The organism is Algoriella sp., assembly GCF_036647415.1.
Taxonomy (GTDB): domain Bacteria; phylum Bacteroidota; class Bacteroidia; order Flavobacteriales; family Weeksellaceae; genus Empedobacter.
On the sequence record NZ_JAVXKG010000010.1, the window covers coordinates 23556 to 46268 of the forward strand.

The 22713-nt window shown below is 30.2% G+C and carries 20 protein-coding genes; all 20 read left to right on the forward strand.

All coding sequences use genetic code 11. The features are described from left to right. The first annotated feature begins 30 nt into the window (after positions 1-30). Positions 31-3906 (forward strand): hypothetical protein, encoded by a 3876-nt coding sequence (locus RSC72_RS06080; protein WP_332565903.1) that lies wholly within the window; start codon positions 31-33, stop codon positions 3904-3906. Next, on the forward strand, positions 3903-5894 hold the full coding sequence (locus RSC72_RS06085) for a hypothetical protein (protein ID WP_332543857.1): 1992 nt from the start codon (positions 3903-3905) through the stop codon (positions 5892-5894). Before RSC72_RS06080 ends, RSC72_RS06085 begins: the two co-directional genes overlap by 4 nt. Then, positions 5891-7741, forward strand: a complete 1851-nt coding sequence (locus RSC72_RS06090) for a hypothetical protein (protein WP_332543858.1) — start codon at positions 5891-5893, stop codon at positions 7739-7741. Before RSC72_RS06085 ends, RSC72_RS06090 begins: the two co-directional genes overlap by 4 nt. After that, positions 7731-8702, forward strand: coding sequence for a hypothetical protein (locus RSC72_RS06095; RefSeq protein WP_332543859.1), 972 nt, complete (start codon positions 7731-7733; stop codon positions 8700-8702). Before RSC72_RS06090 ends, RSC72_RS06095 begins: the two co-directional genes overlap by 11 nt. Before the next feature lie 74 nt (positions 8703-8776). Beyond that, complete coding sequence (locus tag RSC72_RS06100; RefSeq protein WP_332543860.1) at positions 8777-9397, forward strand: hypothetical protein; 621 nt, start codon at positions 8777-8779, stop codon at positions 9395-9397. Beyond that, on the forward strand, positions 9397-11082 hold the full coding sequence (locus tag RSC72_RS06105) for a hypothetical protein (protein ID WP_332543861.1): 1686 nt from the start codon (positions 9397-9399) through the stop codon (positions 11080-11082). Before RSC72_RS06100 ends, RSC72_RS06105 begins: the two co-directional genes overlap by 1 nt. Positions 11083-11121: 39 nt before the next feature. Further along, positions 11122-11433: a hypothetical protein gene (locus tag RSC72_RS06110; protein ID WP_332543862.1), complete on the forward strand. Its 312-nt coding sequence runs from the start codon at positions 11122-11124 to the stop codon at positions 11431-11433. 2 nt (positions 11434-11435) lie between these two features. Further along, positions 11436-11642 (forward strand): hypothetical protein, encoded by a 207-nt coding sequence (locus RSC72_RS06115; protein WP_332543863.1) that lies wholly within the window; start codon positions 11436-11438, stop codon positions 11640-11642. Positions 11643-11654: 12 nt separating this feature from the next. Next, positions 11655-12485: a hypothetical protein gene (locus RSC72_RS06120; RefSeq protein ID WP_332543864.1), complete on the forward strand. Its 831-nt coding sequence runs from the start codon at positions 11655-11657 to the stop codon at positions 12483-12485. 119 nt (positions 12486-12604) lie between these two features. After that, positions 12605-13936 (forward strand): hypothetical protein, encoded by a 1332-nt coding sequence (locus RSC72_RS06125; RefSeq protein ID WP_332543865.1) that lies wholly within the window; start codon positions 12605-12607, stop codon positions 13934-13936. Between the two features lie 76 nt (positions 13937-14012). Further along, entirely contained in the window at positions 14013-14978 is a 966-nt protein-coding gene (locus tag RSC72_RS06130) for a hypothetical protein (protein WP_332543866.1), read from the forward strand. Next, positions 14978-15517 (forward strand): hypothetical protein, encoded by a 540-nt coding sequence (locus RSC72_RS06135; protein ID WP_332543867.1) that lies wholly within the window; start codon positions 14978-14980, stop codon positions 15515-15517. The genes RSC72_RS06130 and RSC72_RS06135 overlap by 1 nt, the downstream gene beginning before the upstream one ends. Next, positions 15507-16043, forward strand: a complete 537-nt coding sequence (locus tag RSC72_RS06140; protein ID WP_332543868.1) for a hypothetical protein — start codon at positions 15507-15509, stop codon at positions 16041-16043. Before RSC72_RS06135 ends, RSC72_RS06140 begins: the two co-directional genes overlap by 11 nt. Next, positions 16040-16312, forward strand: coding sequence for a hypothetical protein (locus RSC72_RS06145; RefSeq protein WP_332543869.1), 273 nt, complete (start codon positions 16040-16042; stop codon positions 16310-16312). Before RSC72_RS06140 ends, RSC72_RS06145 begins: the two co-directional genes overlap by 4 nt. A 349-nt stretch (positions 16313-16661) precedes the next feature. After that, on the forward strand, positions 16662-19217 hold the full coding sequence (locus RSC72_RS06150) for a hypothetical protein (RefSeq protein WP_332543870.1): 2556 nt from the start codon (positions 16662-16664) through the stop codon (positions 19215-19217). A 37-nt stretch (positions 19218-19254) separates the two neighbouring features. Next, positions 19255-19695: a hypothetical protein gene (locus RSC72_RS06155; RefSeq protein ID WP_332543871.1), complete on the forward strand. Its 441-nt coding sequence runs from the start codon at positions 19255-19257 to the stop codon at positions 19693-19695. Between the two features lie 2 nt (positions 19696-19697). Continuing rightward, complete coding sequence (locus RSC72_RS06160; protein ID WP_332543872.1) at positions 19698-20372, forward strand: hypothetical protein; 675 nt, start codon at positions 19698-19700, stop codon at positions 20370-20372. After that, positions 20359-20925 (forward strand): hypothetical protein, encoded by a 567-nt coding sequence (locus tag RSC72_RS06165; protein ID WP_332543873.1) that lies wholly within the window; start codon positions 20359-20361, stop codon positions 20923-20925. The genes RSC72_RS06160 and RSC72_RS06165 overlap by 14 nt, the downstream gene beginning before the upstream one ends. Positions 20926-21320: 395 nt before the next feature. Next, entirely contained in the window at positions 21321-22214 is an 894-nt protein-coding gene (locus RSC72_RS06170) for a hypothetical protein (RefSeq protein ID WP_332543874.1), read from the forward strand. A 10-nt stretch (positions 22215-22224) separates the two neighbouring features. Next, positions 22225-22656, forward strand: a complete 432-nt coding sequence (locus tag RSC72_RS06175; RefSeq protein WP_332543875.1) for a hypothetical protein — start codon at positions 22225-22227, stop codon at positions 22654-22656. Positions 22657-22713: the final 57 nt, after the last annotated feature.

Here is a 22713-nt window from a genome sequence, read left to right on the forward strand (position 1 = left end):
TCTGCATTAATATTATTAATTTTGTGTATTATGGCAGATGAAATTGTGGACATCATACACAGAATAACTTACGACGTTCAGGATAGAGAACTTGAACAAGCAGTAAGAACCGTTAATGGTAATATTGCGGGTATAGAAAATTTAACTAGACGACAAATTCGTTTAGCTGAGCAATTTAATCGTACTGGTGTTCAAGATGTACAAACTCGTCAACGAATTAATCGAATGATTAATCAAAATACGGTCGCATTAAATCATCATCGCCGTAGTTTAGAGGATAATCTTGTTTCCAATCGAAGTTTAAACAGTGCACTTAATCAAGAATTAGGAATAATTGGAAATTTAGAGCGTCGTTTACAAATTCTAGCACAAGCACGTAGACGTGCTACTTCACAAACAGAAATTGACCGATACAATGGTTTGATTGCGAATACTCGTAATCGTTTAAACGCTACTAATCCCGCTCAAAATGTAAACCAAAACAGAGGTTTATTGAGTAGTTTAGGATTAGGTGCTGGAGGTGGTGTCGTTTCTCGTTTACTTCCAATGATTGGTGGAACGATTGGTATTTCTCAACTTGGAAACCAAATCAAAGAAGTAACACAAAAGTTTGAAAGTTATAGAACGACATTAAGAAATACATTTCAATCCTCAATTAAAGCGAATGAAGAATTTGAAAAGATTAAAAAATTTGCAGAAGTAACACCATTTGGAGTTGATGAACTTACGGGTTCATTTATAAAACTTGTAAATCGTGGTTTTGTTCCAACCAAAGATGAATTAACAAATATTGGAGATTTGGCAGCTTCACAAGGAAAATCATTTGATCAATTAACTGAAGCGATATTGGATGCGCAAACTGGAGAATTTGAACGTTTAAAAGAATTTGGTATTAAAGCTAGAACCTCAGGCGATATGGTAACTCTTTCGTTCAAAGGAATTGAGAAGCAAGTCAAGAAAACTGATGAAGGAGCTTTAAGAAATGCTGTTATATCATTTGGTAAGCTTCAAGGAGTTGCTGGTGGAATGAATGCACAAGCAAAAACTTTAGGCGGTACAATTTCAAATCTTGGTGATTCATTTGATGCTCTATTTTCTGCTATTGGAGATAAAGGTATTACACCATTTAATGATTTATTAGGAGTTGTAAAAGAATCTGTTGATTGGTTTACTAAAATGATTGAAACAAGTCCAGCAGATAGTTTTAGAGAACAACAAGCTGAATTAAATAATTTGGTTGGTCAATTAATTTTAGCAAACGATCAGGAGGAAGTTCGTAGTGTAATTATGAGTGAAATCACCGCGAAATATCCTGAATTCTTAAATTTAATTGATGCTGAAAAATCAAATACAGAACAATTAGCATCTGCTTTATCCGTATTAAATCAACAATACGAGAATAAAATACGCCTTGCTTTAATTGATGAACAACAAAGTAGAATTACTGAAAAACAAACCGATTTAATCCGTAAACAACGTGATGCAATAAAAACGCTTTTACCTGAATTAAAGAAATACGGATATTCAGAAGTTAGCTTTTCTCGTTTAAGTCCAGCAGAACAACAGAAAGTAGGAAATGAAATTCTTGCTGATTTAACCAAAAAATCTCGTAAGGAATCTAAAGGGCTTGAAAGTAATACAATGATGCCAGGTGGAGGTATGGTATCTAGTCAATTTCAAAAGACATCTGATTTAGATAAATTAAAAAATGATTTCGCAAATTTTAATAAACTTAACGGACAATTAAATAAAGATAGAGTACATAATATTGAGTTGGCTAATGCTGAACAAGATAGTTATATAGCTGGTTTAAAGGAATCACTAGCCTTAGAGCAAAAAGAATTACAAGAGCTTAAAAAAAGTGGTGCTAATCAAAAGGAAATTTTAGCGCAAGAAAAGTTAATTCAAGGAATTAAGGACATGATTAATCCTCCTAAACCTAAAGTTTCTAAACCAACTGACCCAAAAAAGAAAAAAAAATCTACCAAAAAACCAAAAGATCCGAACGAAATTGCACTTGACAATATCGACAAGCAAATGAAGATTGAACAAGAACAGGAAAAACAACGATTTGAACAAAAGAAATCGCAATTACTTTCTAATCTTGAATCGGAATTAATCGATCGTGATACATACAATCAACGTCTTACAGAAGTTGTAGAAAGTAACAGCCAAAAACTACTTGAAATTGAATTAAAGTACGCAAATATGCGCCCTAAATATTTGAAACAAGCAGAAAAGGAAGCGAACAAAACTCGTATTAATGAACTAAATAATAGTTTCAAAGAATATGCTGACACTATTCGTAAGCGTTCAGAGGATTTAATCAAGCAATTAATCGATGACCAAAAAAATATCGATGATGAGATTTTTAAATTAACTGCTGATTCTCGCGCTAAGGAATTGAAAAGCTCCAAACGTGATTCAAGCAATAGAATTGATTCGATTAATTCACAATTATCATCCCTTTATACAAAGAATGATAATTTAACATATGATTTAAATAGTTCTAATCCTGATGTCGTAAAATCTGCAACAAATCAACAAGTAGCAGTAAATGCTAATATTAAAAAACTTCAAGAATTACGTGCTAAAATTATTGAGGATGGACGCGTGAAAGAACGTGAAATAAATCTAAAATACGACTTACAACAATTAGAGGATTTAAAGGATTTAGCGGATAAGAAAATTGATACCTACACCGATTCTGAACAAAAGCGATTCTTTCGATTGTATCAAACCGAATTAGATAATAATGACCGTGAATTAAGAAATCTTCGTGATAAACTTTCAAAATCGGAGGACACTGAAAGTTTATCAAAACGTAAGCGTTTAAAAGCAGAAAAGCAATTCAATAAAGATTCTGAAGAATTAGCATATAGAAAAGATTTAGCAAGTCTATATATTACAAAAACATACTTTGAAAATCTAATTAAAGAATACAAAAAAGGTTATGATTTACTAACTGAAGAAGAAAAAAAAGGTAGAGATAAGCAAATAAAAACTACTGAATCATCTTTAGGAGGTATTCAAAATAATATTAGTCTTAAAATTAATGATTATAATAAAAAGAAAAAAAGAGACAACGAAATAAATGAAAATGGAGATAATCCTTTTCAAGCACTTGCAAAAGATATTGTTGAAATTGCAGATGGAGCAACTAACGCGTCAAATACAATTATTTCTGCACTTCAACAAGCTGTTGATACAGAAATATCAATCCGAGAAAAGCGTGTAGATCGTTTAAAACAAATTGCTGAACGTGGAAATGCTGAACTTTTACAATTAGAAGAAAATAGACTTCAAAGAGCGCAAGCGCAACAAGAAAAACATGCACGCGCTCAAATTGCAATTAATTCGGCTCAACAAATTTCCGCTTCCTTGCTTGCAATTGCAAATGCAGCAGCATCGGGTGGAGGTTGGCTATCTATTCCATTAGTCATTGCTACAGTTGGAGCTTTAGTTTCAGGGTTCGCAATGGTTAAATCTTTGACGCAAGATAATATATCAGGATTTAAAGATGGAGTAATTGGCTTAAATGGACCAGGTAATGAAACATCTGATAGTATTCCAGCGCGTTTGAGTCGTGGAGAGAGTGTTATCACAGCAAAAGGAACAAAGGCGGGGGATAATGCCGAAATTTTACGAATGATGAATGACGGTATGGCTTTTTCTGTTCCGAATCTTACAATGAAAAATCCAAATATTGGTGTAATTTCTCCAGCTGACAAGAAGAATGACTTTAAGGCATTAGAATCAAAATTGGATAACGTTTCTAATACTGTTCAAAAAGTTGTAGATGCTGTAGAAAATCAAAAACCGAGTTCATTTTCTATAGATCAGGACGGAGTTGTTGCAATGACAAATGCAGTTAATGCGAAAAAACGTAAAAGAGATTTATTATGAAGCTGAAATTATATATGCGTAAACTCCAGCTTTATGATGAATATCAACAACCAGTTTGGTATACAGGTTTAAATCCTAATTCGTTAAGTGTTGTACAAGGAGAATTGCCAAATAATGAGTTTAAAGATTTTACAAATTACATTGATAATTTAGATGAATTTTCTACAAATTGGAAAGTTCGTTCAACGAATAACTCTAAATCAATTTCAAATATTGAAAAATCAGTATCAGGAGAACTACAGTTTTTTGGGGAGGCTTTCAAGTTTGTAAAAGATTGGTTGATGGATCATGTTGCATCGCCGTTAAATGGTATCGAAGTGAAAATTGAGATAGAGAATTGTGGTGATATTGTTGATTTCGTTATTAAAAGTGATGGATTAAATTATTGTAATGACGATTATTGTAATATCGAGGTCAATCTAAAGCAGAAAGATGATTTCTATACTTGTATTTACTCGACTTTAATTACAGATAATCATTTAGGTATGTTTGATGGAAAATATGAGCATCCTAGATTTTCATATTGTAATGAGTTTCGTCCAACTTTCTTACTATCCTTGTTATTTCAGATTTTAGGAGTAGTTGGAATTGTAGCAATGGTTTTAGGCTTATTCTTGACTGTTATTAAAGGTATTTTACTTGTTATCGTTAGTATTTTAAATTTTCTATCGTTTGGAAAATTAAAAAAACTGAAAAACGAAATCAAGAAATTACCTGATATGAAAGATATAAAGAATACATTTCTTGAAATATTTGTTGATTTATTTGGTTGTGGACGCGAACATCCAGCACCACTTGTTCGTGATTATATAAAAAATGTATGTTCAAAATGCGGTATTACAATTACTCAAGATTCAATTCCATTCTTTTTTAATCCTGATTCAGATTATTACAATTTAACGTTGTTTTCAGCTGAAGTTCGAAAAGGTGTTGATAAAGATGGTAATAATTTTTGGCAACAAGATAATGATCCGTTACTAACGCTTGATATGTTGCTGGATAAACTGAAAAAAGTTTTCAATGCAAAGTGGTATGTAAAAGGCGGTGTTTTGTTTTTTGACCATGTAGATAAATTAGATAATCACGATTTTGTTTTTGATTTTATTGATTCAGATAAAAATATTGTACTTGATAACATTTGTTATTCATGGAATACAGTGAATAAACCAGCTTATGTGCGTGTTGGATACTCGACAGACGCATTTGACAATTTAACATCAGATTGTCGAGTTCGTTATAATGATATTATTGACTTCAATAAACCAATTAATCCTATTTTATCAGGTAATGAAGATAAAACACTTATAGATTTTGCGCCTACTCGTTTCCGAAATGATGGTATTGATAAAGATTATGTAAGTCAAACTTTGAATCCTTTGGGAATTTGGGGGGATATATTAGCAGTAATTTTTACGGGACCTACTTTTTTAGTTTCTAAAAACGAAGTTAAAAAGCGAATGACACGTTTTAATTATTCTGTATTAATGCAAAATAACACAACGATGTTACCTCGTTTAATTATTTGGGATGGAAAAAATAAGAAAGCAGCAAAAGCAGTAAGAAAATTTCAATACGGACATCTTTTACCAAGTCCAAATGAAAAATATAATACAGCTGGAATTCCTTATAACAAAACAGATAAAGGAGAGGAACAATATGATGATTTCTTAAAAGAAAATACTTATTTGATTAATTACCCTATGTATTTTGATGCGCAATACAAAGGTAATCTATGGGATTTTCATCAATCAGAGGACCCGCGAATCAATCCAAATTTTAATAAAGAGTTTGAATTATCAATTCCTCTTTGCTGCGAAAATCTTAAACGCCTAAATATTTTCAATAATTCTGGAAATATCAATATTGAACGAAAAGTAAAAATTGATGCAGGACAATTTTACAAAGATGGAATCATCAAAGAAATTGAATTAAATTTTAATTCAAAAAATAGTAAAGGCAGACATATAAAAATAAAAGGTATAATATGATTTTTGTTGACACACTTTCACAATTACAATTAAATAATTTGTGCGGTTTTGAAAAACCATATTCAGAACCTGTTATTGTAGCATCTGATATTAATTTGCAAGGTCAATTACCTGAGCAGACTTGGAATGATTACACAATAGAAATTAAGTTATACAATTGTAATGGCGAGGTTTTTATTAAAGATATTACACATCAATTCCGAATTCAATTCGCCAAATCGATTTATAATTTCAGATATTTTAATTTGCAATTACGCGAATGGGCAAATGAATTTCCTATTGATTGCTTTACATTTCAAATTGAAATCAAAAATTCTGGTCAAACTGTATTCAATAAAATTACTGAAACTTACAGAAGATTACATCCAAATCGTAGATGTTATGTTGAATTCGAAGAGTCAGAATGGAATGAATTTTCGTTAGGAAAAAGTTTTATCAAATTAAATGGTTTGGATTATGTTCGGAATCCAACAGAACTACCAAATCATTTTGAATCTATTTACCAACAAGGCACGAAGAAATGGCAGTTATATTTTGATTGTAATCAGATTTTTAGTGTTGAAATTGCGCGTTCAATGGCTTTGGCTTTTCCTTTGGCTGGGGTTCTTGGCGGTGGTGCAACAAAGATTTTACCTATTTACGCAATTTATGCAGTTGATGAAACTGGTTGCAAACTTCCTATGCTTCGTCTTGAAAGTGTATACGAGTGTTTGGATAATGTAACAGGTTTGTATTACGGCGACCCTAAGGAATTATTAAATTTTCAAGGAAATGATCCTGATTTAAAATATTCAAATACTCAATGGATAGAATCTGAAATCGTTAAACAACCTGTAGAATTTGAAAAGGAAGTTTCATTTTTAGGACGCACACAACGTGTTGATTATACTTCTGTTTATAAATTTACTGGTCTTATCGAATTTCCACAATGGAAATCTGATGAGATAGAATTTATTTTTAGTGGAAAAAGAATTTATGTAGATTCTAACGAATACATCCATAAAAAAGGCTCAATCTTCAAAAAAGATACAATTCGAAACACTTGTAGTTGGTTGCTTGATACAAATTTAGAGAAAAAAGTAATTGTCAATGATTTTAGTTGTCAGGAAGATTGTACAATGCTTTGTTATTACTATGCCATTTTTGGTGGCACAAAAGACCAAGCTTATTACGATGAAAACGGAAAATTAATTGGTTTTCTATTTCAAGATTTGATGAATTACTTTAATTCTTTATCTGATATAATTTCGGTTGAAGAATTTGATGTAACCAAAATTGAATGTACTCCTATTTCGGTTATCAAGATTGATACATACGGTACTGTACCTAGTTTTATCCATTATTGGGAATTCACACCACCAAATCGCATATATGTTCGCCGTGATGACTGTGTTAAACCAAATAATCTTTGTGATGGTATTGAGGGTATGTGTGTTGTTCCAAATGGTATTACTGGTTATTGTTATGAAGTTGAAAGTTGTTTTAAACCTACACAAATTACATCTCAATGTATAGAAATTCAAAATCAAAACGGTTCAATTACGTTAGCTGAAAACTGGACTATAAATAATGGTTTTGTTATCAAAGTAGATCAGTTCGGAAATGTTACGTTGAATTTTACAATTGAAAATAAAACAATTACTTCAGAAGAAAACTTTATAACAGAATCTATAGGAGTTTTGAGTGCAAATGTAACACCAAATCAAACTATCAACATCGAAAATAATAGCGATGATATTGTTATTATGAACGATGGAACTATTTTTTATACTTCTGAAAATCTTGATTTTTCAAAAGGTTATTTATCAATTTCGTTAAACTTAAATTATAATAAAAATGTCATTTAATTGGGAAATAAAAGTAGCTAATCCAGTCTTGATAGATGGAATGAGTTTTCGTGTTCGTTATAAAAAGAAACCGAACGGATCTTGGTTAGATTTTCTACCAAATCCAACTACAAACATTTTTACAATCACAAATCTTGATGAAGAAGAATACACAGCAGAGATTAAAACCGTTTGTGCTGATGGAACTCTTTCAACTCCTAGTTTTCTTGATTCTCCATGTTATGGTGGAGGTGGCGGCGGAGATGATGATACACCACCTTTAGTTAATATTCATTGGACCGATATGAGTTCTAGTCCTGATAAAGAATATACAACTGATAATTTTAATTTAAACATAGCTATTAATGCAACTGACGCAGAGAATGACATTGTTTTAACTGAATTAGAAGTTTCTAGTAATAATGTAAATTGGAGTGTACAAAGTGCTATTACAAATCAAATTGTTCAGGTTGTTGGAACAAAGCCAACAAGTTATTATTACAGAGTTAAAGTGACTGATTCAAAAAATAACACTGCGACTTCTAATATTCTTTCTGTTAAATACAAAGAGGTAATTGTACGGGATTTACAAATTACAAATATTCAAGGTGTTTATCCTGCAACTTGTGGAAACGAAGGTGAAGAAATTAATTTTGATATTATCGGAAAACCCAACGAAATTGTAAAATTTCAAATGAAGTGTATCGAAGTTGTAGGCCATAATTTTAATTTTGTGATTAATACAGATACTGTTGCATCTGCTTTTACTTGGGGAACTGTTCAAAATGGAGCAACAAAAGATGGTACACTTACTTTGAATTCACAAGGTAAAATTGGTTGTAATGCAAAAATGTGTTTACGTCCTTGTCTTAATGAAGCTTATTCGACAGCTACAATAGAATTTACTTTATATAACTCAGATGGAATAACTCTATCAAATCAAAAATTGAGATTCAATGCTTATCAGGATTGTAATATTTAATTAATAATACAAATTAATATATTAATATTATTTATATTTGTAGGTATAATTGTTTAATTTTAAAATTGTTACTTATGTCAATATGTCCAACCGCGTGTGCTGACTTTCAACTGGTAGACGTTAAAGCTGTTGCTTGTAGAATTGAGTACAGAAAGGTAAATATCCGTTGTTTAGCATTTTATAAATGTGATGTTAAACTTCCTCAGCCATTAACATCTACTGCTTTAGAAGCATTAGTGACTGCTGGAGCTATTGTTTTTTCAAATGAATTAGTAAATGTAACAGTGGCTGACCCAACTTACGAAGAACGTAAATTATCAGACAGCAGACCAGCCGAACAAGAAATTGTAGAGCGTCAAATTACATTTGAAGATAGAATCAAGGTTGAGATTCCTGACGGCGCATCAAAAAATTTATTTGTCGATTACGATTTTTGGCAAGATAAATTAGAGCATAAATCACAATTAAATTACGCTTTCGTAATGAATAACGGTGATCTAGTTGCGCCAGTTGATGATTACGGAATTGGTTTACCAGCAACTTTTCAAATGCACAGAAATTTTGAGAATTTATCAAAAGGAGGTGCGATTGAAATTAAAGCCGGTACATTAACATTTCAAGGTGATCCGTTAGCTATGAAATACAAGCCAATTATTAACTTAAATGAAGTTGCTGCATTAGCTGGTAAATGGTAATGAATATTTCTAAAGTACAGGAAATAATAAAAAATCAAAGCGTTCCTAGTTCGTATCAACAAGCTAGGGACGTTTACTATGCAATAACATTGCACACAAAAGGAGCTCGTCCAGCGTTCAAAGATTTATCAAACAGAAGTAACAACGGAAAAATATATCCTCCAGGTTACATTGATGATAATTATCAAAACTTATTTGAAAAATTTCTACTTTCAAGACATCCGCGAGAGGAAGAAGTTACGAGAGATTGGCGTTACAGCCAATATAAACCACTTACAAAATCAGCATTTCAACGATTAATTAATGTAGTGCGAGGATTGATTTATCAGGACACGAAACATACATTGAAAATTGATGATAAAGAAAATTCAGATTATTTAGAGGGAAACAACTTCCTAGAAAAGAATAATTTTCTATCATTATTCAAAAACATTTTTCTTCAAACATTGTTTGAGGACCCGAACGGATATTTAGTGGTAATTCCGTCAAAACATAAAAATGAACTTCAAAACAATACTAATCCTTTAGAAGTTTCATTTAATTATGTTTCAATTACGAAAATTCTACATCAAGATGATAAAGATTTAATCTTTAAATCTAACGATGACAAACATATTTTTTGGATTAATGAAAAGGATATAATTCGTTTTCGTAAAAATGAAAAATCAGAATGGACAAAAGAAGATGGTTACTTTCATCACGATTTCGGATATATTCCCGCAATAAGATTAGGTGGAATATTTGCAAACAATGGTTTTTATAAATCATTTGTAGACGATGCAATCCCTATCGCTGACGAATTTATTTCTTCTTATTCTTCTGAGCAGTTAATTGATAAAGAAGCTTCACATCCTTACATACAACAGGCAACGGTAGAGTGTCCAACGTGTAACGGAATTGGATCTACACAGGCAGATGTTGAAATATGCGATTTATATCCAAATGGTGTTAAACAAGTTGAATGTAAAACTTGTCATGGTAAAAAGCAAATTTCCATTAATCCAGCTGAACGCTATGAAGTTCCTGTTGAAGAAATGGACAAGCAAATGGTTAAAATTATTAATCCTGATGTTGGCATTAATCAATATCATCGTAATAAAAACAAGGATATTTTTAATAGCATTCTTGATGCGTTGAATTTATTAAAAGTTGATGAAGCGCAGAGCGGGCTTGCAAAAACAATTGATCGCGATAATCTATATCAATTCACTTCAAGTGTATCGGATAGATTATTTGAGTTAAAAGACTTTTGTTTAAAATGTTTCATTAGTTACAGAAGTCCTGATTCTAAAAAGGTTAAAGGAGGTTACACACTTCAAAAGCCTTACAAATTCGAAACGCAAAATGCACAAGAATTGTTGGACGAATTATCTACTGCTCAATCCAATGGTACTCCTATTCATGTAAGAAAATATTTGATTAACGAATTTGTAAATAAACGATATAAAGGAAATGATGTTGATTTAAAAATAAATCAAATCTATGCCAATCTTGATAAGACTTTTGGATTAACGCTTGATGAAATTAAACTTTCAAAAGAATTAGGATTGATTACAGATGATAACATTACTGAATCTATTCGAATTAAAAACAAAATTAATTCTATTATAATCGACAAGTCAAAGGATTACATTCGAACAAAATCAGTTGAAGAGTTAATAAAAGAAATTAATATTATTGATTAATATATTTATAATATTTATATTTGTATAAATAATATCCCTATGGCTAAGAAAAAAGATAATCAAACGGAAGTTGCAACGGAAAATAACGATGCGACTGTTGAGAATTTAGAAACTCAAAATACTGAAACTACAAACGAAGTTTTAGAGCCAGTTGTTTTAGAAAATAACCAAACGGAAGTTACAACGGAAAATAACGATGCGACTGTTGAGCCTTTGAAAGCTGAGATTATTGAGCCAAAAACTGAACCATTGCGTCAAAATGCAGTTGATGGTACGGTTGAGGTAAAAGGATTGAATTACAATATTTCTGTAAGCGAAAAAACAGCAAGAATAATTTCAAATTTCAAATAGTCATGGGAAAAAGAAAACAAGAAGAAGAAGTTTTAAAACCTGAGATTATTGAAACTAAGCAAAGTGATATTCCTTTAGGTTTTGGCGAGTGTTTAATTGAAATTCTTGATGGAACTGATAAAGGAACACAATTCAAGACTTCAATAGTCGCGGCTGAAAAATATTATAACGATGAATCAAAATTCAAAGTTTTAAAAAAAAATCAATAACAACAACATTATATGAAACTAACAAAGGAACAAATTCAGGCAGTATTTTCAGGACTGGGAATTGCACAAGCTGTGGAGATAGTTAATTCAATTGAAGAAGCTGATTCGACTTTTAATGCAGATGAAACATTAAATAGTTTTATTGCGACCAAAGAACCGATTTATTTAACAAAATTCAATGAATCTGTACTTCCTAATAAAATCAAAGAAGTTGCGGGAGAATTTGGAGGAAAGCTGAACGGATATATTCGTAAAGCTTCTAATAATCAAATCCCTTTAGTTGATTTACAAGATTTATCCGATGCAGATAAAATTTCAAAATTAGTTGAAATTCTTGACGCCAATAAAGGTAAAGATTCGGAAGAATTAAGAGGTCAATTGATAAAAGCGATTGAAGAGCATACAGTCGAAATTGATAAATTAAAAACAGATCATCAGACTGCTTTGAGTTTATCAGATAATAAATTAGTTGATTATCGTATTTCTGATTATTTGACAACAAAAATACTTCCTACTATTCCTTTAGTTGATGGAGATGTTTCGATTAGAACTAATTTATTGAAATCTGCAATGTCAGAAAAATATCATTTAATGATGAATGAAAAAAATGAATTAGAATTTAGAGATAAAGAAAATATTGAAAAACCAATAATTGTTGATAACAATAAGTTCTTAAATCCATCTGATTTTGCAACTGAATATCTAACAGGTTTAGGTATTGTAAAAAAAGATAATCGTCACGATGAAACGGAAACGGACAAAGGCGGTAATCAACAAAACCAATCATCTTTCAGTAATACTGGAATTGATAAAACTACAAACGATGCCTTAGCTAATTTATAATTAGCTAAGGTTCAAAAATATTGTGGACGTTGTATGTAAAGTCCTAAAACCATACTGGTAGGTTTTCGAAGTGCCTAAAAACTTCACAAAACATTTTAAGTATTTAAAAATCTATCATAATGAAAAAATTTCATATCAACGTACAACGTTGGATACGCAATTGGTCTTTGACTAGTGCAATTCGACATGAATTTTCAGAAGCAGTTATTGCTGCATCACGTATGAATACGACTATTCAACAAAGTGATTATAAAAATGAAAATGGTGCACGAAAATTTACTGCAAAATATTTTCCTCCTATTTGTGAATTAGAATTTGATTGTTCTAAAACTATTTGCGATACTGGTACTACATTAAAACCAAGTACAAAAGATTATTACATCAAACAATGTTCAAAATCACCTGTATTTGCAATTTCTGCAAAAGAATTACACGATTTAGATGGAATAACGCCAAATAGCTACTTTATGGAAATGTTTTCGAATGCTTTAGCAGCTGCTCGAAAATCATTCAACATTCAGTTAATTGCGTACTTTATTAAAAATATGGGACGTTTTCCTGATGGTTCACAAAGTAAAGTTGTATCATTATTTGATGTAGAAAAGAAAGTAATTGACCCTTTCGGAAATGTTGTAATCGCAAATACATTTTCAAACGCAGAATTAAATCAACCAATCGTTATTGGTGGTTCTCAGGTTCAATTTGTTCGTTCATTACTTCCTATTTCAGGACAAAATCAAGATGGTATAAATACCGCTGGGTTGCCTTACAATAACTATTTCTATGACAATGCAGTAAATGAAGCATTTGGAGGTGGAGAACATTTAATTGCATTCGACCCGCAAGTTTTAAAATTTGTATCCTATACTGAAAATACAGATAGATGGTCAACTGATTTAAAAGGTTTGTCTGTTACTGATATTGAGGGATTATTCAGTCAAGGTAATGGTAAAAATATTTATTTTGGTTCAATCATAGATCCAGTTACTGGTTTAATGTGGGATTTAGATGTAGTACACGAACCTTGTGCAGATGGTAATAAATTTGGTGAATGGCGTTTTCAATTTGGGTTATTTTGGGATGTTTTCTTTATGCCTGATCGTGTTTGTAACGACGCTTCTGTAAATGGAGTATTCCATTTCAATAGTTGCCAAGTTGCGCCTACTGTTTGTCCTGATGTAACACCAGTTACACCAATTCAAAAATCTGTATTTGAGTGGACACCTCCAGCAGATTGTTATCCAAAATTTGTAGACACAATTAAATTAGGTTCTACAGATTTCGGAGTTGAAGCAAACATTAATGATATTAATGATTTAGCAGCTGCTTTAAATTCAGCTGGAACTTATCAATTTGCGGTTAGTGGTACTAAAATCACTTATCAAGGATATTCGCCAATTACTGGTAATATCAATGATATAATTCAAATTGCATTCACAAAACAAGTGTAAAAAATATAATAGTGTTGATTGTACCCGCCTTGATCTTAGTTACTATGAGTACGGGCGGGTTTTTTAATAAAAAGTTATGACTAATTGCTTATCAAATATAGTTTCAGTTTCTAATCCTTGTAATAATGAAAAAATTATTAGTTCAAGTGGTTATGATATTCTTGATGCGCCTGAAATTAATCTTTCCAATGTTGCTCAAATTGCAAATTCAGACACTCCAAATGGTTATGAATTTTTGAAAAAGCAATTATCAAATGCGACAAGGGATATTGTTAATGATTTCATTGCGCTATTGAATACTAATAATTTGATAACTAAAATTTTCAGCACTTCAATTGTTACTGGAGAATTCAATAATTCGTACACAAATACAGCGAATAATAAACAAGGAATCTCTATCAACAGAAATTTAAAAAATCATCGACCAAATTCAATCAAAAAACTTGTTGTACAAGATGTTTTGATTTATCCTATTTCAGATCATACAAATACAAATTTGTTTATTCAAGATGGTTCAGAAATAAAACAAATTCCTATCCAATTAATCGGAGGAAAAATAAATAAGTTTTCAATCAATCACAGAATTGAAAATTCAAAAGTAAATATCTATTTAGATAACATTCCTACTTACGCATCAAATCTAACGTGTTTAGTTGGTTGTGGCGGTACTATTCCTAACGAATGCGGATATGTGAAAGGATATAACAATGGTAATGAAGTTCAACGCGAGGGATTCGGAATTAACGCTGTATTTACGTGTGAATGTGATTATGAAAGTTTGCTTTGTCGATACTCTAAATCGTATGTTGGAAAAATTATTTTTCTTAAAACACGTGCAAATATTTTGAAAGAACGCATCCATAATGATAGAATCAATTCATTCATTATTTACGGACGTGATGAAGCAGAAAAACTATCTATTGAACTGGAGAATGAATACCGCGAAACTTGGAATGCTTTTGTTGAAAGTGTGCCAAATTTATTAATTAACGATACTGATTGTATCGATTGTCAAAAAGTGAAAATCGTAGTTAACGTATAATGGAAATTCAGGATTACATAAAAAAAATTCAATACTTAAAAGAAAGTTTACCAAAACGTTTGAATGAAACTGTATATCCTGAAATAGCCGAATCAATAACTAATGAATATAAAAATAGAATTTTCACTAAAGGTTTAGATTCTGACGAATCAAAAATAGGTGAATATTCAGAAAAACCAATGAACGCTACAAAGGAGCAATTTGTAAAAAAGGCTGCTTTTACTTCAACAAGCAAAAGCGGAAAAACAATGAAGTTAAAAAGTGGTTATAAAGAATTAAAACAAGTTCAAGGTTTGAAAAATGAATCTGTGAATTTGGTTTATTCAGGAGATTTACGAAAATCAATTCAATCAAATGTTGACGCAAATGGTTTTGTAATTGGTTTTACTGATAAAGAAAATGCCGATAAGGCTCAAAAATTAGAAGATAAATACGGAAAAGCAATTTTTAAATTATCAGATAATGAAGTTTTAAAAATGAAACAACGTGTTGTTACTGCTTTGAAGAAAATACATAAATCCATTTTTTATGCTGATTAATCAATCTGAAATAAAAGACAATATTTTAAATAAATTGAAATTCTTTGATAATGGATTTTCAGATTTATTCTTGGATTATACTGCCGAAAGAATTGTTTCGTACGAAAATGATACTTCGATTGCTTATGGTGTTGATGATCGATTCGGGAATTACTTCTATTTACGAAATGATGGAAATATTCAGATTTCAAAAACAAATGAAATTGTGGCCCATCTTTCCAATTTAGAACTTAAAAATCCAGTTGTTTTAGTAGCTGTAGTTTCAGATGCTAATCCAAATGAATTATTGAAATGTTTATTAAATGCGCTTGGAACTTTCAACGAAATTGAAATAAACAGAGCATTTATTACAAATGAGAAAGTAATTACTTCGGAATATTCATTCCTTAAATCAGATGCACAAAAAAATATTTTAGCACGATTAGGAAATAAAACATTGATAAAAATAGGTTTTACAATGTTTGAAAATTTTCAGCCAAATGACCGTGATTGTTTTGATTGTAACCCGTGCAAAGATTGCTTATGAAATGTATAAAAAATGCAATAAAACTAGGTTGCTTTAGTGCATGCGAACCAATTCCAATTGGTATAAAAGCAGATATTCCTGGAGAGTGGCGAATTGAAATAAATTTTATGAACATCGTAAAAGTTGTGAAGAAAAATTATGAAGCTAACGAGGAATTAATAATTAACGAAAAACTGAATGAAGATTTTACATACTTAATTCAAGTATTTAACCCAAATAATGAACTACAAGGATTTTATTCCTTTAAAACTTATAAAACATGCTATTAACAATATTAATTATATTCTATTTACTTGGCGTAGCTTCATTTAGCTTCATCTTTTATATGTCAATTCAAGAGGGGCAATGGTTGGATTTATTATTCGACTGGCAAAAAACTCTTAGAAAATGGGATATTTCAGGAACTAAAAAAGGTCTTTTTTTAAGCAAAATATTAGGTTATTGTGAACTGTGTTTTTCTCATTTTGTTTCTTTTGTTGCGTTTTGGTTTTTATTGGTTTGTGTAGATTTATTGTTTGATCTACACATTCCAATATTTATCTATTTCATTTGGTATTTAGTACAAGTTTCATTGCAAACAACACTTAATTTATTTTTTATCACAAAATTATTTAACAAATGAAAGAGTTTTCAACCGAAGAAATAAACTCAAGAATTCCGACTGAAATTCCTGAACATATCGATAGAAATCCAATTCCTCAAGGAGATGATCCAAATGAATATCTTCAAGCATCAGAACTGAATAAAATTGTCAAGTTTCTTGATGAAAATACTTCTTTCATTAAGGAATTGATGCAAAATTCTAATGAATTGCATTTTGATGTAAATAATTATAGTACTTATAATTTAATAGTTACAGATAATTTAAAAAATAAAAATGCTTTTAAGAGTTTGTCTTTAAAAGGATTATGGAAAGGAAGGGGGTTTTGGCTTCAAACTTTAGCCTACACCTCATTTAATTCCAAATTAAGCTTAGTTATAAGAGACAAGGACAATACTAATATATTTAGCATAGTTAATTATCCCCTTTCAATAGGTGTAAATGAAATTCCTTTAACGAGTGCCTTGTGCGAAGGAATTTTATTTGTAGACTTTTCAGAAGCCGATACTTTTCAAGAAATAGTTAATTATCCATTCCAAGAAAATGCGATATTAGATATTACTAATTACGCGGTTAAGCCTGATCACATTGGAGAGTATCAAATTATTGCCGATTTTCACGACATTGTTTTTCCTAATAAAATATTAGCTACTGATAATTCTCAAGTATCTGATACGGAATATTCCATAACGGATTTTATACCCGTAGTTAAAGAAATGCAGTTAACTTATGTAGGGGTTAATACCGCTAATTCTTCGTATTTTGATTTAGCCCACATCTACGATAAATACGGTCGGATAGTTCAAAAAATTAACCACGGAGGCATTAACGGGTTCTATCAATTCGAAGTCCTGGCAGAAAATGCTGCCACTATAAGATTAGTTGTTAATATAGCTAACTCATCTGAATTTAAACTAATTAATAATACCGAAAAAGCTCGTCCTAAAATCTTTGATTACGAGGAACTTGAAGTAAACTTGATTAGTGGTTCGGGTGTAGCTTTTGACGGAAGTTTACATAATAGTGATTCCTGGAATAGAACAGGCTTAATTAAAGTTAAACCTAATTCTACTATAGGTTACGTAGGCTATTTAAGTTTAATTTATTCTGTAGCTTTATATGACGCTAATAAGAGATTCATTAAATCCGTTATAAGACCTACTGGTGCGGAAGCTGTAATTATAGCTGATTATTTTATCACGACAGAGGACACTATGTATATTCAAGCTAGTGTAGCCAATAATTTTTATTTTAAAATATTCTATATAGATAAGGATGATTCTAACACATATCCTACCGTTTGGCAAGGTTTTAAAAATGGGGAAGATTTCAAGCTTAAAAACGGTGTCTCTTTCAAAAAACAGTCAGAAGAATTAGACGATTGGGAAAGAGTAATAGAAGCCAATAATAAAGCCAATTTAATACATAACTATTTAATTTCTAACAGAGATTATAGCGTTTTGAAAAACAAGGGGCGAATTGAGAAAATTACAAATACACCAAAAAACGGCGTTATTTTCGGGTATGAAAAAACGGGGAATATTAACACAATTTTCGAAAGTACTGATGGCGGATTAACATATAGAGAACTTTTTAGTATAACCGATCAAAAGTTAGGTTACATAGATCCTAAAATGATAGTAAATGCTGACGGGGTTTTATATATCCAGGGCGAAATTAAAGAGGAATTTTATACGTATGCTGAAAAAGTATTATATAGAGCCGAAAAAAACAACGGAATTTGGGAAGTCGAAGAGGTATTAAATATGAACCACGGGCCTGCTAATTCTTATGTTACTTTCTCTTTAGGCTGGGGGTTTTCTTTCTATCAAAATATAGTAGTGATTAACGATTATGGCACGCAAGGCGTGGCTGGTAGGCTTTGGGTTTCTGAAGACTTTGGGAAAACTTTCGATGAAAAATTAAATATTTACAATCCTCCTTATAACACTTGGTTAAATAATGGACATATACACGGCTCTGCTTACGACTATATTTTCAATCGAATATGGGTTAGTACGGGTGACGGCTACACTAACACTTATCTGCTATATTCTGACGACTTAGGTAATTCATGGAATAAATCGCAAGTACCTTACAAAAGTGAGCAAGGCGTAAATTCGATACACACTCAATTTACAGGCATACTAGTGACCGAAGACTATGTATTATTTAACCACGATTCCGAAAGAGCGGGAATTTATAGATATAATAGAGGCGATAAAAATAGTAAGCCTATAGTAGAATGGGTTATAGATGTAACAAATCACGAATCCAATGAAATGGAAGAAGCTGGTTTATACGCAGGAAATTCAATTGTTAGGAAAGATGGAGTAGTATATGCACTTATAGGGTGGCATGACATAGATATAGCCAATTCTAAAAATATTTTAGGAAAAATATTAATTTCAAAAGACGGCTATAATTGGGACGTTTTTTATCAAGATACAATTAATCCTGTAACGGGTCGAGGTTATATAACCAATGCTTCTTTGATATTTGTCAATGCCGAGAATGTAATTTTTAACACAGAGGGTAATAATTGGGTTTACATTAATTTACCTATTTTTTAAACAAAGTTGACGCTCAATAAATTAAAACTTAAAACACATGATATTAGATTACATAAATAAAGACTTTAATCAAATTATACTTGAATTTCAGATTATTTTTTCGTGCTGGGTAGCGGTAGGAATTTCAGTTGGTATAGATTTATTTTTTGGGATTAGAAAGAGTAAATCATTAGGTGAATACACTCATTCATATGGTATTCGGAAAACATTTGAAAAAATGACATTCTATTATTCTTTAATGCTTCTTTTTCTGTTTGCAGATATGTTTAATCCATTTGGAGTGTACATTGAAATTCTAAATCTTCCAATAATGACAATTCTAATGATGTTAGCATTATTACTTACAGAGGGATTATCTATAAGAGAAAAAGCAGATCAGAAACAAAGGAGAATGGTCGATAAATCTGCAAAACAACTATTGGATATTATTCTAAAAAACAAAGAATTAATTGAGGAACTAAAAAATAAACAAGAGTAATTATGTTAGTAGATTTTCAAAAAAACAATGGTTTACTTCCTGATGGAAAATTAGGAGAAAAAACCGCTAAGAAAATGCGTGAAGTTTTTAAAATGACAATTTTTGAAGCTGCACACTTTTTAGGACAAGGCTCTGTTGAATCTGACTTTTTTCAATTAAAAAGAGAAAGTGGAAACTATTCGGTTGCATTATTGCGTTCCACATTCTCTTATTATCGTGATAGACCGCAAGAAGCTTATGCAGATGGACGCGGAGTTAATGAAAAGTCTTTATCAATCCAACGCCAAAAAATCATATTCAACAAAGTTTACGATGATAAAAATCGTAAACCAGGTTATAAACTTGGTAATACTAAAATTGGTGATGGTTGGTTGTTTCGTGGAAATGCTGCAGGTCAAACGACAGGACGTGAAGAGCATCAAGATTTGGCAAATCATTTAAAGGATCAATCTATTATGACTAATCCTGATGTTGTTTGGGATAAATATTATTTTGAAGCGTTTATTTTTTACTTGAAGTCAAAAAATGTTTTTGGAAAAATGAAAGACGTGTCGCGTCAATCTTGTAATACTGTAACGTTAGCGATTAACGGAAAAGCTATGATGCATGCACTTTTGCGTTACGAACGAACACAACATTATTATAATCTTTTAAATCTTCCTGATGCGAAAAAATAATAAATTAAGAATAGGATTGTTTTTGGCAATCCTATTTGTTTTTGCAATTATATTTAATTGTCGAACAGCTAAAAATTCAGTCCAAAAATCTAAAGAAGATTTCAAAAAGGAAGAATTGAAAATTAATAAAATTGATTCTATTTCAAATGTTATTATAAACAATAAAGTATCAAGCTTTGATTCGATGTCTTGGAGTAATTACATGCAAAATATTGATGTCAGTTATTCCGGTAAATCTTTAAATGATAAATTGATTTTAAAATTTACAGACAATACAATTGAAGTATCTGGAATAGGCGATATTAATTTCAATCAAAAAAAGAATAAAGGGGATTCTATTAATAATAAAAATCAAACTGAAAATATCAACGAGCAAATTAATGTGAATTCTAATTCAGAAGTTAAAACTAAAATAGAACAATCAAAATCAAAAATTGATAAATCAAAAGAAAATGAATCAGCTGGACCTACTTGGAATGTTATGATTGTTTTGATTGCGTCTGCACTCTTTATAATTTATTTAGGTTATCGATACTTTACAAGGAAAAGGTAAATTTACCTTTACTTTTAAACCTATTTACAGAGGTTAAATAACATAAAAAGGGTATTTACCCTCTATTTTTAAAAGTGGTCAAATTTGATCACTTTTTTATTTTGTAGCGTCATCTAATGCTTTGTAATTTAATTTGCAATTATCAAGTTCTATTTATAAAGAGTCGGATATTTCTTTTTGTTTTATTAGAAGTGTATTTTGATTTTGCACATATTCATTTAGTTTAATTAACTGTCTATCCTTTTCTTTTTGATTATTACAAGAAAACAATAAAATAGGTAGTAAGTAGATGTATTTCATAATGCTGATTTACTTAAAGTTAACAATTTTTCTTAACTTATCTTGAGAAAATATATCTTAAATAATCACTATACTTGCATTCAACGCTATTAAAAATGAAAGAATTATTCGAATCGAATAAGTTTAAGACGGAAAGCTTGACTTATATCTCACCAGCACAGAAAATATTAAACGAACATTTACAAAACCTAGATGGGTTAAAAGATATGTATTCTCCTTATCGTAAATTAATGGAAAACTTGAATACTGCAATACCTAATCAAGAAAATACGTTTGCAAAATTATTTAAAAATAATAAAAAAATATATCAATCAATAGGATTATTTAATCCTGAATTAGAAAAAGTAATCAATAATTTAAAAAACAATAATATTGTCCTTGAAACTTCATTATGGAGTAAAGTTAGTTCAATAATTAAAGATTCTAAAATTGATTATTTGATAAACTTGAATGAGAATAGATTTAATTTAATTCAGGATAATTTTAAAAATATTGGAATAGATTCGGGATTCGCTACTATTACATTTATAGAAACGATTAATGCAGAAGAATTAGAGTACAATGATGATGAAATTGATATTTTATCAAAAAATGTGTCTGTAAAACTGAACGAATTCATTCATAATCCTCAAATATTAAGTTGGTTTTATGTTCTTTATTTTTCAATCCATTTAAATCCTGATCAAAATATTAAAACTGTAGTCAACTCATTAATATTACAATGTGTTATTGGACTTGTTATTAATTATCAGTCTGACAAATCTAAAAATGAACTTCAATATGAAAAACATTTAGTTTTTCATATTGAACCTGAATCAATATATCTAAAATCTAAACCTAAAAACACTTCAAAAACATTGCAATTGTTAACTAGAGATAATGAAATTACAATCATAAAAAGTAATTATAAATGGATTTATATACTGACTAAAGATGTAAACAACAAGCCTGTAACAGGATGGATAAAAAAAGAATTTATAAATTTTTAATAGAATTAATATGGAAATAGAATTACAAAAAGCTGAAGTAAAACTTCAAAAGACAAAAATTACAAATACAATATTAAAGCAGACTTATTCAATTTCGCTTACAGATGGTAAAGAGTTAGGATATGAAATTTTAGGTTGGTGTATATATAATAATAAGAAAACAGTTATATTATATAATTACCAATTAAATACACTTAGAATAGCTGAAAATCTAAGTTCTGTAAATTACGAAATAATCACGTATGAAAATGAAGAAAACAGTTATATCAATGATAGATTATTAGAGATAGAAGAAAGAATTGGAAAATACCATTTGAAAACAGTAGTAGGAGGAAAAACATTGTATAGTATTTATCTTACAAAAGAAGAAGCAAAAAATATGTACGATAATGGAATTGAATTCATTAAAATAATAAATGAAAAAGGACAGATTTATATTTAATAAGAAAAATGCCTTACTATTTAGTAAGGCATTAATTTGTTAATTTTTTCTGTTATT

Excerpts from the sequence above, each read along its gene's own strand:
- RSC72_RS06080 (WP_332565903.1), top strand. The coding sequence starts at position 31 with ATGGCAGATGAAATTGTGGACATCATACACAGAATAACTTACGACGTT.
- RSC72_RS06085 (WP_332543857.1), top strand. The coding sequence starts at position 3,903 with ATGAAGCTGAAATTATATATGCGTAAACTCCAGCTTTATGATGAATAT.
- RSC72_RS06090 (WP_332543858.1), top strand. The coding sequence starts at position 5,891 with ATGATTTTTGTTGACACACTTTCACAATTACAATTAAATAATTTGTGC.
- RSC72_RS06095 (WP_332543859.1), top strand. The coding sequence starts at position 7,731 with ATGTCATTTAATTGGGAAATAAAAGTAGCTAATCCAGTCTTGATAGAT.
- RSC72_RS06100 (WP_332543860.1), top strand. The coding sequence starts at position 8,777 with ATGTCAATATGTCCAACCGCGTGTGCTGACTTTCAACTGGTAGACGTT.
- RSC72_RS06105 (WP_332543861.1), top strand. The coding sequence starts at position 9,397 with ATGAATATTTCTAAAGTACAGGAAATAATAAAAAATCAAAGCGTTCCT.
- RSC72_RS06110 (WP_332543862.1), top strand. The coding sequence starts at position 11,122 with ATGGCTAAGAAAAAAGATAATCAAACGGAAGTTGCAACGGAAAATAAC.
- RSC72_RS06115 (WP_332543863.1), top strand. The coding sequence starts at position 11,436 with ATGGGAAAAAGAAAACAAGAAGAAGAAGTTTTAAAACCTGAGATTATT.
- RSC72_RS06120 (WP_332543864.1), top strand. The coding sequence starts at position 11,655 with ATGAAACTAACAAAGGAACAAATTCAGGCAGTATTTTCAGGACTGGGA.
- RSC72_RS06125 (WP_332543865.1), top strand. The coding sequence starts at position 12,605 with ATGAAAAAATTTCATATCAACGTACAACGTTGGATACGCAATTGGTCT.
- RSC72_RS06130 (WP_332543866.1), top strand. The coding sequence starts at position 14,013 with ATGACTAATTGCTTATCAAATATAGTTTCAGTTTCTAATCCTTGTAAT.
- RSC72_RS06135 (WP_332543867.1), top strand. The coding sequence starts at position 14,978 with ATGGAAATTCAGGATTACATAAAAAAAATTCAATACTTAAAAGAAAGT.
- RSC72_RS06140 (WP_332543868.1), top strand. The coding sequence starts at position 15,507 with ATGCTGATTAATCAATCTGAAATAAAAGACAATATTTTAAATAAATTG.
- RSC72_RS06145 (WP_332543869.1), top strand. The coding sequence starts at position 16,040 with ATGAAATGTATAAAAAATGCAATAAAACTAGGTTGCTTTAGTGCATGC.
- RSC72_RS06150 (WP_332543870.1), top strand. The coding sequence starts at position 16,662 with ATGAAAGAGTTTTCAACCGAAGAAATAAACTCAAGAATTCCGACTGAA.
- RSC72_RS06155 (WP_332543871.1), top strand. The coding sequence starts at position 19,255 with ATGATATTAGATTACATAAATAAAGACTTTAATCAAATTATACTTGAA.
- RSC72_RS06160 (WP_332543872.1), top strand. The coding sequence starts at position 19,698 with ATGTTAGTAGATTTTCAAAAAAACAATGGTTTACTTCCTGATGGAAAA.
- RSC72_RS06165 (WP_332543873.1), top strand. The coding sequence starts at position 20,359 with ATGCGAAAAAATAATAAATTAAGAATAGGATTGTTTTTGGCAATCCTA.
- RSC72_RS06170 (WP_332543874.1), top strand. The coding sequence starts at position 21,321 with ATGAAAGAATTATTCGAATCGAATAAGTTTAAGACGGAAAGCTTGACT.
- RSC72_RS06175 (WP_332543875.1), top strand. The coding sequence starts at position 22,225 with ATGGAAATAGAATTACAAAAAGCTGAAGTAAAACTTCAAAAGACAAAA.